The organism is Tenacibaculum sp. Mcav3-52, from assembly GCF_022347665.1.
Classification (GTDB): Bacteria; Bacteroidota; Bacteroidia; order Flavobacteriales; family Flavobacteriaceae; genus Polaribacter; species Polaribacter mesophilus.
This window is the reverse complement of the sequence record NZ_JAKRGE010000001.1, coordinates 1,035,314-1,048,384: the sequence shown is the minus strand read 5'-3', so window position 1 is coordinate 1,048,384 and position 13,071 is coordinate 1,035,314. Positions and strand designations below refer to the sequence as shown.

Below are 13,071 nucleotides of genomic sequence, written 5' to 3'. Positions count from 1 at the left end.
AATGAGAACAACAATATTCAGTACACATAAATTTGATAAGCCTTTCCTTGAACAGGCAAACAATGGAAAACATGAATTAAACTTTCTAGAATTTAGACTTACAAAAGAAACAGCAAGATTAGCGAAAGGATCCAAAGCTATTGCCCTATTCTCAAACGATGATGCCTCTTCCGATGTCTTAGATATATTGAATCAACAAGGAATTAAGTATATCGCATTACGCTCAGCTGGTTTTAATCACGTTGACCTTGAAAAAGCAAATAAATTAGGCATAAAAGTTGCTAGGGTTCCTGCTTACTCTCCATATGCCATTGCAGAGCATACTTTAGCTCTCATCTTAGCCCTTAACCGAAAAATAATAAGAGCACACAACAGAGTTCGAGATCAAAATTTTTCACTAAATGGACTTACTGGGTTTGATCTAAACGGCAAAACTGTGGGGGTTATTGGAACAGGAAAAATAGGAGCAGCACTCATAAAAATACTACATGGTTTAGGATGCAAAATATTGGCTCACGATATCGTTGAAGACAAAAACCTCATAGACTCATATAATGTAACCTATACCAACTGTACTAAAATCTGCAAACAGGCAGATATTATAAGCTTGCACATTCCATTGATGCCATCAACGCAACACCTAATTGATACAGAACACATAAGCTTGATGAAAAAAGGCGTTATGCTCATTAACACAAGCCGAGGTGGTTTGGTTGACACAAAAGCCGTAATTGAAGGATTAAAATCTGGTAAAATTGGATATTTCGGGATGGATGTTTATGAAGAGGAAGAAGGTCTATTCTTTGAAGACCACTCTGATACCATTTTACAAGATGATGTAATTGCCAGATTGATGACCTTTAATAATGTTCTTATCACTAGCCATCAAGCTTTTTTAACCGAAACTGCATTAAAAAATATCGCAGATACCACGATATACAATTTAGACTGTTTTGAAGAAAAAGTCCCTTCTAGAAATGAAGTTACCCTAAACTAAAAATATATGAACCTATAAATCATCAAAAAATGAAAAACATATTAATACCAACCAATTTTTCAAAAAACTGCCACAAAGCAGCACAACTAGGCATTGAAATGGCCAAGTTGTACGGTTCTGAAATTCACTTTTTACATCTTATGAAAACCCCAGTAGATTGGGTAAAACTAGATAAAGAAAAGGAAAAACAATATCCCGAAACATTAAAGCAAATAGGTAAAGCAAAATCAGCATTACGTGAACTGGAAAAAACGGCAGAGCGTAATGACCTAAAATGTCGAACGTTTTTACAATTTGATGCTGACCAAGGTGATATTATAGACCATTCAGGTCATTTTCATCACGATTTTATCATTACAGGAAGTAGTGGTACTAAAGGTGTTATAAGAGAAATTACAGGCAGCAATGTTGAACAAATTGTACGAAAAGCCAATGCTCCCGTAATTGTTGTAAAAGATGAAGAAGTCAACTTTCCTTTTAAGAATATTGTATTTGTTTCAAATTTCGAAGAGGATATAACTGATGCTTTTAAACAGGTAATATCCATTGCTAATAAATGCGATGCTCGCATCCATTTATTGCGTATTAATACCGAGACAGATTTCAATAATATTAGACTTGGCCTAGAGCCTATTGAAAAAATGTTACAAAACTTCCCGAAGTTAAAAAACTATTCAATGGCTGTCTATAATGAACCCTCAGTTGAAACAGGAATCAATACATTTCTAGAACAACATCCTACAGATTTAATAGCCATGGTCACACACGGTAAAACAGGGTTTTTAAGCCTATTTTCAAAGAGTATTGCCGAAGGTGTCACTAATCATTCCACTTTACCTGTAATGACCATACATATTTAAACAATGGGCAACTCAATAAACATAATAAAACACTCTGGAGATGTTGTTCCTTTTAATGTTGACAAGCTTAAAGATTCATTACGACGCGCTCAAACAAGTGAGGAGATAATTCAAGAAATAATAACTCAAATTGAATCTACAATTTACGAGGGGATTACTACGAAAAAAATCTATCAAATGGCTTTTAAAATGCTTAAAGATAAATCACGAGTAAGTGCCTCAAAATACAAACTCAAAAAAGCCTTGATGGAATTGGGACCTTCGGGATTTCCGTTTGAAAAGTTAGTAGGCAAACTACTGGCACATGAAGGATTTGAAACAAAAGTTGGAGTTATTGTACAAGGAAATTGTGTACAGCACGAAGTAGATGTAATAGCCCAAAAGGACAATTCTCATTATATGATTGAATGTAAATACCATAGTGACCAAGGGAGGTTTTGCAACGTAAAAATACCCTTATATATCCATTCAAGATTTTTAGACATAGAAAAGAAATGGAAGCATCAAAAAGGTCACGAAGCAAAATTTCATCAAGGTGGAGTGTACACCAATACCCGCTTTACCACGGATGCTATACAATATGGTAAATGTGTTGGGTTGCTAATGACCAGTTGGGATTATCCATTGGGAAATGGTCTTAAGAACAGAATAGACCAATCTGGTTTACATCCACTCACAGCATTAACAACAATCACAAAACAAGAGAAAACTATGTTACTCGAAACTGGGATTGTACTTTGTAAAGAGCTTCACGAAACACCTAGTTTATTGAATAAAATTGGAATTGAAAAATCGAGACATAAAAAGATTTTAGAAGATTCTGAAGAACTATGTAAAACAAAATCAAATAACAGAAAAAAATGAACAACACTAAAATAAACATTCACTTTTTGGGAGCGGCAGGCACCGTAACCGGTTCTAAATATTTAGTGGATACGGGAGAAAAAAAGATACTTATAGACTGCGGGCTTTTTCAAGGACTAAAAGAATTGCGTCTAAAAAATTGGGAATATCCACCAGTTGAAGTTTCAGAAATTGATGTGGTTTTGCTCACACACGGCCATATGGACCACACAGGATATCTGCCTCGATTAGTAAAACAAGGGTTTAATGGTTCCATTTATGGTACTAATCCTACTTTGGACATCGCAAAAATAATCTTGAACGATAGTGCTAGAATACAAGAACAAGAAGCAGAACGTGCTAATAAAGAGGGGTATTCTAAACACAGTCCTGCAGAGCCTTTGTACAATTTAAAAGATGTAGAAAAAACCATCCCACATTTTAAAGGAATCCCTCAAGCACAATGGATTCCATTATTTGATGGTATCAGAGCCCGATTCCAATATAATGGTCACATTCTTGGAGCAACCTACATCGAATTGGATATACGTGGTAAACGTTTTGTGTTTTCAGGAGATATAGGCAGAACCAATGACTTACTTTTATATCCACCATTAAAACCAAAAAAAGCAGATGTACTCTTTATGGAATCCACCTACGGTGGTAGATTTCATCCAGATGAAGTAGAAGCCCTTCCGCAGATTGAAAAATTGGTTAATGATACCATAAACAGAGAGGGAAGCTTATTTGTTCCAAGCTTTTCAGTAGAACGAGCCCAATTGATGATGCTCATCTTTTGGAAGTTACTAAAGGAGAATAAAATACCCAAAGTACAAATGATAATGGATAGCCCTATGGGAGCAAATGTACTCGAACTGTTCCACCGCACCAGAGATTGGCATAGATTAGAAACTAATGAATGTAATGAAATGTGCTCACACTTTACTGTAGTTAGTAGTTATCGTGAAACAATGGAGCTAAGAACCGATAACAAACCAAAAATTGTCATTGCCGGAAGTGGAATGCTTACTGGCGGAAGAATGCTCAACTATCTTGAAACCCAAGCACAAAACCCAAACAATACATTGTTATTTGTGGGCTATCAAGCTGAAGGTACTCGTGGTAGAAAATTATTAGAAGGGGATAAAGAGTTGAAAGTGTACGGAAAATGGGTGCCATTTCATATGGAAGTTGCAGAAATTGAAGGACTCTCGGCACATGCAGACCACGCCGAACTTATAAATTGGATGAGTAAAATAAAAAATAAGCCAGAGCGGATTTTCATCGTACACGGCGAAAAAGAAAGCGCAGAAGCCTTACAGAAAGGCATCAAGGAAACCTATAATTGGGATGCAGAAATTCCACAACTGTATAATATTGAAGAAATAATACTTAGTTAACAGATATGATCGAATTAATAATTGGGATACTACTAGGATTTTTCATTGTATTACTTGCGATGAAAACAGGCTTTGACAAGGACAGCAGTTTCTATCCAGTATTATTGATTGTTATTGCTTTTTACTATGTTCTTTTTGCTTTACAGGCTAACAATACTTACGAAATTATATTTGAAACGAGCATTGCTTTCCTATTCTCAATTATAGCAATATTAGGACATCATAAGCACATAAAAATCGTAGGTATTGCACTGATATTACACGGCATCTATGATCTTTTTCAAGGAAATATTGTGTTTTCAACAAACCCACCTCAGTGGTGGCCACTGTTCTGTTTGGGAGTTGATATAACTCTTGGTATTTGGGTACTTTGGACTTCTTCAAGATTATTAAAAATAAAAAAATAAATGTATTATGGAACAACGCTCAAACATATTAAAATACAAGCATATAGGAATTTATACCCAAAACGAGAATGTGGTGTATATGCGAGAGGATTGCCACGTTTGCATATCAGAAGGCTTTGAAGCCTTAACCAGGATTAGGGTATCAACTACAACCAATTCAATTGTTGCAAGTCTTAACATTATAAATTCCAATATCCTACTATCTAATGAAATAGGTCTATCAGATGCGGCAGCTAAAAAATTGAACATTTCTGACAATGACACCTTACAGGTTTCCCATTTGGAACCTATTGAATCATTAAGCCACGTTAGGGCAAAAATCTATAACCAAAAATTGGATTATAATGCCTACAACCAAATCATAACCGACATCGTTGAAGGCGACTATTCCAACATACACCTTTCAGCATTCATTACTGCCTGTGCAGGCAACCGAATGAACATTGATGAAATATCCGACCTCACCAAAGCGATGATTGCTTCTGGCAAACAACTAAACTGGAACAAAGAAATTGTAGTAGATAAACATTGCATAGGTGGCTTGCCTGGAAACCGAACCACGCCCTTGGTAGTGGCCATAGTAGCTACTTATGGACTTACAATGCCAAAAACATCCTCACGGGCTATAACTTCTCCTGCCGGCACAGCAGATACTATGGAAGTTCTGACCAACGTAACGCTCTCTTCCGAAGAAATAACGGCTGTGGTAGAAAAAGAAGGTGGTTGTTTTGTTTGGGGTGGTACTGCTCAACTAAGCCCTGCCGATGATGTCCTTATTAAAATTGAAAAAGCCTTGGACATTGATAGTGAAGGTCAACTCATCGCCTCAGTTTTATCTAAAAAAGCTGCCGCAGGTTCAACACACGTAGTTATAGATATTCCTGTGGGAGAAACTGCTAAAGTTAGAAGTACAGAAATGGCTGAAAAACTAAAGAATCATATGGAAACCGTAGGCAACGCTGTTGGACTTAATGTAAAAGTTGTTATTACAGATGGTACACAACCCGTTGGAAGAGGTATAGGTCCCACTTTAGAAGCTATCGACATATTAAAAGTTTTAAAAAATGAGGCAGATGCTCCCAAAGACCTTAAAGAACGAGCTATGCTTTTGGCAGGTGAACTTCTTGAGCTTTCAGGTAAAGTATCTTTAGGCTCAGGTCGTCAAACGGCCATACAATTATTGGAATCTGGTAAGGTTTATGAAAAGTTTCTTGCCATCTGTAAAGCCCAAGGACGTTTTATCGAACCTGTATTGGCACCTTATAAAGCAGAAATTAAAGCAGAGGCTTCAGGAACTTTGAAATGCATTGACAATCGAAAGATAGCGAAGCTCGCCAAACTTTCGGGTGCACCACAGTCTAAATCTGCAGGAATTTTATTGAATGTACATTTAAACGAACAAATTGAAAAAAACCAATTACTGTATACCCTCTATGCAGAATCACAAGGCGAATTAAATTATGCCTTAGACTACAAGAACAATCATAACGACATTATAACTATTAAATAAAGAGTAAAATGAAAACTATACTATTCAGCCTTCCTGGAAACGAGGAATTAACAGAGTTAATGGCTACAAAAATAGACGCTGAAGTGGGAAAGACTACTTTACGAAAGTTCCCTGACGGCGAATCCTACACGCGCATATTATCCGATGTAAAAGACAAATGTGTGGTTTTGATCTGCACCCTACACGACCCTGATGAGAAATTATTACCACTATATTTTTTAAGCCAAACAGCAAAATCATTAGGCGCAATGTGCACCTGTTTGGTTGCACCCTATTTAGCATATATGCGACAAGACAAAATATTTAACGAAGGTGAAGGCATTACCTCTACCTATTTTGGAAAGTTAATTTCTGGTTTTGCAGATAGTATAACCACTGTTGACCCTCATCTACACAGGATACACTCATTGAGTGAAGTATACCACATCCCAAACAAAGTTATTCATGCTTCAGATGCTATTTCGAAATGGATACAAGAAAATATTGAAAATCCTGTATTGATTGGTCCCGATTCCGAAAGTGAACAATGGGTTTCTGAAGTTGCCAAAAATGCAGGTGCACCATTTACTGTGTTACAGAAAGTACGTCACGGCGATAGAGATGTTGAAGTTTCGGTGCCAGACATTGATAAATATAAAGATGCTACACCTGTTTTGGTTGACGATATTATCTCAACCGCTCGTACTATGATTGAGACTGTAGGCCACTTAAAAAGGGCTGGAATGAAACCGCCAATATGTGTGGGCATTCACGCTGTTTTTTCAGGTAATGCCTATCAAGACCTAATGGATTCAGGTGTTGAAAAAATAGTGACCTGCAATACCATTCCACACCCATCAAATACTATTGATTTGAGCGATATTATGTCGAAAGAGGTAAAGAAACTAATGCATCATATATGAAAAAACTAAGCTTCATACTATTTTTTATCCTATTCAATCTCACAATCTATGGACAAACTAAAATGCTTATTGAACAAATTTCAGGCAGAACGGTAGTACGTGAAAATTTTGATAAAGATGGTACGTTGCTTAACAAGCAGTCATTTAAGGCGGGAGAAATAATAAAAAAAGACGGATATTATAAAATTGAAGTTGCAACAGAGTTATTCGATAACAAGAAAATCAATATCGAGAAATACACAACAATTTATCAATGCAAACCTGATGAAACAAGTATTATGGTAATGGCATTCCCTTTTACAAAACCCAATTCTAAAGAAACCGAAATCAATAGTTCAACTACAAACTTTACTGAACTCTACGATTTAGGCAGTTTAAAGGATATTGAGCTAGAAATGAGTTTCAACTCTGGCTTACTGAACTTTTTTGGCTCTAAAAGTCTTATTAAAATATATAACCGTCAATTGAAAACTAACAAAGCAAACATGCAAATCGAATCAAAAATAAATATTAAAGCCTATGCAATAGGTATCCGTATCAAACAACTCAATTATACTGTTATTGAGCAATTAAACAATAACAATTTATTGATGTTTCAAAAATTCACTGAAACGGATGGCAGCTATTTTACAATGACTTATGATTAAAAATAAATTGAAAAATTACGATACACTCATAGAGGCCATTAATGATTTAAAGCAAAGAGGTTATAGTTACGATTTTAACATAAAACCTACGTGCTTAAAATGCGTCTCGCTTAAAATTGAAATTAAACCTGAAGATTTTAAAATTGATGAAACCCATCGTTTTGAAGGAATGAGTAGTACCGACGATAATAGTGTACTGTACGCTATATCATCTAAAGATGGTATTAAGGGCACTTTGGTAGATGCCTATAGAGTCTATGCTGAAAACATTTCTGAAGCAATGAGAAAAAAATTACGATAACACTTAAACACTATAATAATGGAAAACCACGAACACCACAATCACGAAAAAATGGACCATTCTAAAATGGACCATTCAAAGATGAAGCACAAAAAAGAAGATCACTCTAAAATGAACCACGGAAGCGGTGGTCATTCCAATCATAATCCTGGTCACGGACAGATGGGGCACGACCATCACAAAATGATGATTGATGATTTTCGCAAATGGTTTTGGGTAACACTTGCACTTACCATTCCAATTCTATTCTTATCCCCAATGATTCAAGATTTTTTTGGATACGAATTTTTACTTCCAGGAAACCCATATATCTTATTTGCACTTTCTTCTGTAGTCTATTTCTATGGTGGCTGGCCATTTCTTAAGGGATTTGTTTCCGAAGTAAAGAAAGGTTCACCAGGGATGATGACCTTAATTTCTATGGCTATTAGTGTCGCCTATTTTTATAGTACCGCGACTGTTTTTGGCTTAAAGGGAGATGATTTTTTCTGGGAATTAGCAACACTAATCGCGATAATGTTATTAGGACATTGGATAGAGATGAAAAGTGTATTGGGCGCATCAAAAGCCTTACAGCTTTTAGTAAGTATGATGCCTTCCGAAGCTCATAGAGTAAAAGGTGATGCTATAGAAGATATTCCTTTAGAAGATTTATTAAAAGACGATGTGATTTTAGTAAAGCCAGGTGAAAAAGTTCCTGCTGACGGTATTATAGTCGATGGTTCGAGTTATTTAAACGAATCGATGCTCACAGGAGAATCCAAACCAGTAAAAAAAGATGAAAATGATAAAGTAATTGGTGGTTCAATAAACGGCAATAGTGCCTTAAAGGTTAAGGTAGAACATACAGGTAAGGATAGTTATCTCAACAAAGTAATCAAAATGGTCGAGGAAGCACAAAAGACCAAATCTAAAATGCAAAACCTTTCAGACAGGGCTGCAAAATGGTTAACATACATTGCTTTGGCTATTGGTTTTGGGACATTGGCAGTTTGGCTCATTTTAGGCTTTCCATTTGTATATGCCTTAGAGAGAATGGTAACGGTTATGGTTATTGCTTGCCCACACGCATTAGGACTTGCTATCCCGTTAGTTGTCGCTATATCTACAGCGGTATCTGCACAAAATGGTTTATTGATAAGGAATCGAACAGCTTTTGAAGAATCCCGAAAAATATCAGCTTTGTTGTTTGATAAAACCGGGACGTTGACAAAAGGTGATTTTGGTGTCACAAGAGTTGAATCGGTTAAACAAGAATATTCAACAGAAGAAATTTTAAGACTTTCTAGCGCTTTGGAACAGAGTTCGGAACATCCTATAGCCGTTGGAATCATAAAAAAGGTCAAAGAAGATAATATTACCATTCCTAATCCCGAAAATTTTAATGCCATTACCGGCAAAGGTGTAGAGGCAAATGTAGAAGGAAAACAAGTTAAGGTGGTAAGTCCAGGTTATTTAAGAGATAAAAAAATAGATATCCCAAAAGACGCCTATAGTGATGCTGCCGAAACAGTAGTTTTTGTCATAATAAATAGGGAATTAGCAGGATATATTGCTCTAGCCGATGAAATACGACCAGAATCTGCCGAAGCCATAAAGGTTTTTAAAAAGAATAATATTAAAGTTTTGATGGCTACAGGTGATAATGAAAAGACGGCAAAAGCAGTAAGCGAAAAACTTGGGCTAGATGGTTATTATGCTGAAGTATTACCACACCAAAAAGTAGAAATCGTAGAAAAACTTCAGGCACAAAATGAATTTGTAGCAATGACTGGTGATGGAGTAAACGATGCTCCTGCGCTTGCCAAGGCTAATGTTGGAATTGCTGTTGGTTCTGGAACGGATGTAGCTGCCGAAACAGCCGATATTATTTTGGTCAACAGCAATCCAAAGGACATTGCCAATTTGATATTATTTGGAAAAGCAACTTACAATAAAATGATTCAGAATCTGATATGGGCAACGGGATATAATGTGATAGCCATTCCTTTAGCTGCTGGAGTGTTGTATTCTTCTGGATTTGTATTGGGACCAGCCATCGGAGCCGTATTTATGAGCTTAAGCACGATTATAGTAGCAATTAACGCACAACTACTAAAGAGGAAAATAAGTAAATAAAGATTTATGGCAATACTTTCAAAAATACTAATCGTTTTAGTTACCTTGGAGCATTTTTACATTTTATATATAGAAATGTTTTCTTGGGAGCATTTAGGCAAAAAAACATTCAAGGAAATTCCAAAGGATCTTTTTAAACCCACTAAAGCTATGGCAGCAAATCAGGGTCTGTACAATGGTTTTTTAGCTGTCGGTCTCTTATGGACGTTGTTTATCTCTAACCCCATTTGGTCTAACAATATCGCATTATTCTTTTTAGGCTGCATTATCATTGCTGGGATATATGGCTCTTTATCTATTTCAAAAAAGATACTGTACACACAAGCAATACCAGCTGCAGCTGCTTTTATATGTATTCTCTTAAGCTAATTTAAAATGAATAAGAGTAGAAATATCAAAATGATTGTACTCATATTACTATGTCTATTCATTGTAATGCTTGGGTATGGGATTCTATTACCTACCCTTCCTTACTACACCGAAAGATTGGCTTTAAAAGCTAATTTAGATACAGATTTAGTTAATTTCCATGTTGGTCTCTTAACGAGTATTTATCCATTATTTCAGCTCCTATTCGTAGTACTTTGGGGAAAACTATCAGACAGGTATGGTCGAAAACCTATTATCATCATCGGTCTTATAGGCTTTGTTATAATGCAATTACTTACTGGTTTAGCGACTTCGCTTACAATGCTCTATGTAGCACGTATTTTTGGTGGTATTTTTACTTCTTCTGTTATTCCTGTAAGTAATGCTTACTTAAGTGATATTACCTCAAAAAAACGAAGAACGAAAATAATGTCTTGGTCTGGTGTAGCGGTAAGTTCTGGTGTTATCTTTGGACCTGTACTTGGCGGCCTTCTTTCCCAAACTAATCTACACTTAAATTACTCAATTGGGCAATTGCATTTCAATCGTTTTTCAGTCCCTTTTCTGTTTGTCGCACTATTAGGGTTTATTGTTCTTCTTGTTGTGTTAAAACGACTTAAAAACACAAGTAAAATTAGCAAACTCACAACTCAAAAAGTGAATTTACAATTCACCTTCACCAAATATTTTGTCATATTACTGGTTTTGTCATTTATCATCCAATTTGTAGTAACGCTTTTTGAAACAGTATTTTCAATCTATGGTAAAGATGAACTAGGTTTTAACAGTAATCAAGTCGGAATTGGGTTTATGTTATGCGGTTCTGTTATGGCAGTTTTACAACCAGTTTTTGCAAGTTATGGAGAGAAGGTTTTATCTACTAAAAAACAAATTGCTCTAGGGTTGTTAATAGTAGGAATATCTTTAATTGCCTTTCCTTTTTTCAATAGTGAGTTTTTAGTTTATGGATTAATTATTGTGTTTGCTGCCGGAGGTGCGATGATAACACCTAATCTGCTTTCTGCGGTTTCACTAATATCAAAGAAAAATACTGGCAGAAACATTTCCATACAGAGTTCAACCAACAGTATTGGTCAGATCCTAGGTCCCGTTTTAGGGACTTGGCTGACTGCAGGTGGGTTTTATTATCCCTTTATAATTGCTGGGAGCATTGTTTTGGGAGTCATAGGAATTCTGTTCTTTCTCAAAACTCCATACGAAGGTGAAGATGATCTTAACCACACTTCAATTATGGAAAACTAAACCTTTAAAGCTCAAAGTATTTTGTACAAGTTAATCGATAAAATTTTAAATGACTATAAGGACGAAATCCAAATAATCGAAGAATCCAACCTTAATGATTTCAGTAATATTGAGAAGGGAATTTCTATTTCTAGAATGTATTTGCAAAAATTACGAATATGTGTAAGGGAAAATGAATTTACGAACAAACAAGAAGAGATCACATTCTTTAAAAAACAGAAACCTTATGTTTATAGTCGTTTAAAGTTTTATGCCAAACTTTATTATTTCATGATCCATAGACCAGCAGGTACCATAAAGTCACAGCAAGAGTTTATTGATATAGAAATTAAGAAGCTTCAAGAAAACAATAGGCGAAATTTGGACTTTATTAAATATTATAGAGAGGAATCCACAGTTCTAGATAAATTCTATTTTCTTAGAGGAAATGATAAAATCAATTTAGTGTCAGACACTTCTCATTTTTATACTGACGCAGAGTTTTCTACAAGCCACGACAATGCAGTTGCTAAAATTATTGCTTATGACTTGCTAATTAATCATTATGTGCAAGAATTAAGTAATTTAAGGGATATTCGTTTAGGTAGGATTAATAATCTTAACACACTAGCCAATGGAGATCGGCTTGGGTGGACTGCTTCTAAAACAGATTTGATAGAATTAATTTATGCGTTACAGGCATCTGGTGCTATTAAGAGTGGAACGGCTGGAATTAAGGAAATGGCATCAGCTTGTGAGGAAATTTTTAACCTTAATCTCGGTAACGTGTATAGAACCTTTCTTGAAATAAGAGAACGGAAGATTGACCAAACCAAGTTTATAGACAGATTAAAGATGACATTATTAAGACGTATGGAAGAAACTGATGGGTAGTTTATTGATGTACATAAAATGTTAAATTTTCACCCAAGTTGGGTAGTACTTGGGAAAAAATCAAATTAATTTTAATTATCATCATTTAGTATAGACAATTTTAATATCAAACACTAAACCAAACCAATTTAAACCATTGAAAATGAATAAGTAAAATCACCCAACTTGGGTGTTCGTTGGGATTAAAATCCAATAAAACAATTCATTTTTGTAGAACGAAAGTCAAATCAGATTAGAGACTATCAAATTTATCGACAGGGATATGATAGTCTCTTTCATTAAAAATCGTTCTATTATGCCGACGTCTATTATAACTACTGAGGATCTTCGAGAATTTAAAATGGAATTACTCGATGACATTAAAAAATTATTGTCAAAACAAGCTACAGGCAAACTTAAGAGGTATCTTAAATCTTCTGAGGTCATGGATTTATTACAAGTAAGTCCTGGCACACTGCAAAATCTTCGTATCAATGGAACACTACCCTATACAAAGGTTGGTGGCATTATTTATTATGATGCAGAAGAAATTCAAAACATAATGTCCGCCAACCGTATTCAACACGGTAAAAAACCTTAAC

The 13,071-nt window shown here is 35.4% G+C and carries 14 protein-coding genes; all 14 read left to right on the top strand.

All coding sequences use genetic code 11. From position 1 onward, the window contains the following. The first annotated feature begins 1 nt into the window (after position 1). The 14 genes from MHM83_RS04890 to MHM83_RS04825 all read left to right on the top strand — a co-directional run bounded on the left by MHM83_RS04890 (position 2) and on the right by MHM83_RS04825 (position 13,070). Positions 2-997 carry a 2-hydroxyacid dehydrogenase gene (locus tag MHM83_RS04890; protein ID WP_159612839.1) on the top strand — a complete coding sequence of 332 codons (996 nt, stop codon included), beginning with the start codon at positions 2-4 and terminating at the stop codon, positions 995-997. Between the two features lie 29 nt (positions 998-1,026). Next, positions 1,027-1,857: a universal stress protein gene (locus MHM83_RS04885; protein WP_159612841.1), complete on the top strand. Its 831-nt coding sequence runs from the start codon at positions 1,027-1,029 to the stop codon at positions 1,855-1,857. Between the two features lie 3 nt (positions 1,858-1,860). Beyond that, complete coding sequence (locus MHM83_RS04880; RefSeq protein ID WP_159612843.1) at positions 1,861-2,721, top strand: ATP cone domain-containing protein; 861 nt, start codon at positions 1,861-1,863, stop codon at positions 2,719-2,721. Continuing rightward, the gene (locus tag MHM83_RS04875) at positions 2,718-4,100 is read left to right on the top strand and encodes an MBL fold metallo-hydrolase RNA specificity domain-containing protein (RefSeq protein ID WP_159612845.1); all 1,383 of its coding nucleotides are present in this window, start codon (positions 2,718-2,720) and stop codon (positions 4,098-4,100) included. The genes MHM83_RS04880 and MHM83_RS04875 overlap by 4 nt, the downstream gene beginning before the upstream one ends. 5 nt (positions 4,101-4,105) lie before the next feature. Continuing rightward, entirely contained in the window at positions 4,106-4,507 is a 402-nt protein-coding gene (locus MHM83_RS04870; protein WP_159612847.1) for a DUF6010 family protein, read from the top strand. 7 nt (positions 4,508-4,514) lie between these two features. Further along, positions 4,515-6,017, top strand: a complete 1,503-nt coding sequence (locus MHM83_RS04865; RefSeq protein WP_159612849.1) for a thymidine phosphorylase family protein — start codon at positions 4,515-4,517, stop codon at positions 6,015-6,017. Between the two features lie 8 nt (positions 6,018-6,025). Continuing rightward, positions 6,026-6,919, top strand: coding sequence for a ribose-phosphate pyrophosphokinase (locus MHM83_RS04860; protein ID WP_159612851.1), 894 nt, complete (start codon positions 6,026-6,028; stop codon positions 6,917-6,919). Between the two features lie 62 nt (positions 6,920-6,981). Beyond that, entirely contained in the window at positions 6,982-7,566 is a 585-nt protein-coding gene (locus tag MHM83_RS04855; protein ID WP_239178630.1) for a hypothetical protein, read from the top strand. 7 nt (positions 7,567-7,573) lie between these two features. Next, positions 7,574-7,867, top strand: coding sequence for a phosphoribosylpyrophosphate synthetase (locus tag MHM83_RS04850; protein ID WP_159612930.1), 294 nt, complete (start codon positions 7,574-7,576; stop codon positions 7,865-7,867). A gap of 18 nt (positions 7,868-7,885) precedes the next feature. Continuing rightward, positions 7,886-9,985: a copper-translocating P-type ATPase gene (locus tag MHM83_RS04845; RefSeq protein ID WP_239178628.1), complete on the top strand. Its 2,100-nt coding sequence runs from the start codon at positions 7,886-7,888 to the stop codon at positions 9,983-9,985. 6 nt (positions 9,986-9,991) lie between these two features. After that, complete coding sequence (locus tag MHM83_RS04840; protein ID WP_159612857.1) at positions 9,992-10,354, top strand: DUF1304 domain-containing protein; 363 nt, start codon at positions 9,992-9,994, stop codon at positions 10,352-10,354. A 6-nt stretch (positions 10,355-10,360) separates the two neighbouring features. After that, positions 10,361-11,617, top strand: coding sequence for an MFS transporter (locus tag MHM83_RS04835; RefSeq protein ID WP_159612859.1), 1,257 nt, complete (start codon positions 10,361-10,363; stop codon positions 11,615-11,617). 135 nt (positions 11,618-11,752) lie between these two features. Further along, positions 11,753-12,490 carry an RteC domain-containing protein gene (locus MHM83_RS04830; RefSeq protein WP_239178803.1) on the top strand — a complete coding sequence of 246 codons (738 nt, stop codon included), beginning with the start codon at positions 11,753-11,755 and terminating at the stop codon, positions 12,488-12,490. Positions 12,491-12,785: 295 nt separating this feature from the next. After that, on the top strand, positions 12,786-13,070 hold the full coding sequence (locus MHM83_RS04825; RefSeq protein ID WP_159612863.1) for a helix-turn-helix domain-containing protein: 285 nt from the start codon (positions 12,786-12,788) through the stop codon (positions 13,068-13,070). Position 13,071: the final 1 nt, after the last annotated feature.

Coding starts and splice junctions, on each gene's coding strand:
- MHM83_RS04865 (WP_159612849.1), top strand. CDS start 4,515: ATGGAACAACGCTCAAACATATTAAAATACAAGCATATAGGAATTTAT.
- MHM83_RS04830 (WP_239178803.1), top strand. CDS start 11,753: ATGTATTTGCAAAAATTACGAATATGTGTAAGGGAAAATGAATTTACG.
- MHM83_RS04885 (WP_159612841.1), top strand. CDS start 1,027: ATGAAAAACATATTAATACCAACCAATTTTTCAAAAAACTGCCACAAA.
- MHM83_RS04875 (WP_159612845.1), top strand. CDS start 2,718: ATGAACAACACTAAAATAAACATTCACTTTTTGGGAGCGGCAGGCACC.
- MHM83_RS04855 (WP_239178630.1), top strand. CDS start 6,982: ATGCTTATTGAACAAATTTCAGGCAGAACGGTAGTACGTGAAAATTTT.
- MHM83_RS04845 (WP_239178628.1), top strand. CDS start 7,886: ATGGAAAACCACGAACACCACAATCACGAAAAAATGGACCATTCTAAA.
- MHM83_RS04840 (WP_159612857.1), top strand. CDS start 9,992: ATGGCAATACTTTCAAAAATACTAATCGTTTTAGTTACCTTGGAGCAT.
- MHM83_RS04825 (WP_159612863.1), top strand. CDS start 12,786: ATGCCGACGTCTATTATAACTACTGAGGATCTTCGAGAATTTAAAATG.
- MHM83_RS04835 (WP_159612859.1), top strand. CDS start 10,361: ATGAATAAGAGTAGAAATATCAAAATGATTGTACTCATATTACTATGT.
- MHM83_RS04880 (WP_159612843.1), top strand. CDS start 1,861: ATGGGCAACTCAATAAACATAATAAAACACTCTGGAGATGTTGTTCCT.
- MHM83_RS04860 (WP_159612851.1), top strand. CDS start 6,026: ATGAAAACTATACTATTCAGCCTTCCTGGAAACGAGGAATTAACAGAG.
- MHM83_RS04890 (WP_159612839.1), top strand. CDS start 2: ATGAGAACAACAATATTCAGTACACATAAATTTGATAAGCCTTTCCTT.
- MHM83_RS04870 (WP_159612847.1), top strand. CDS start 4,106: ATGATCGAATTAATAATTGGGATACTACTAGGATTTTTCATTGTATTA.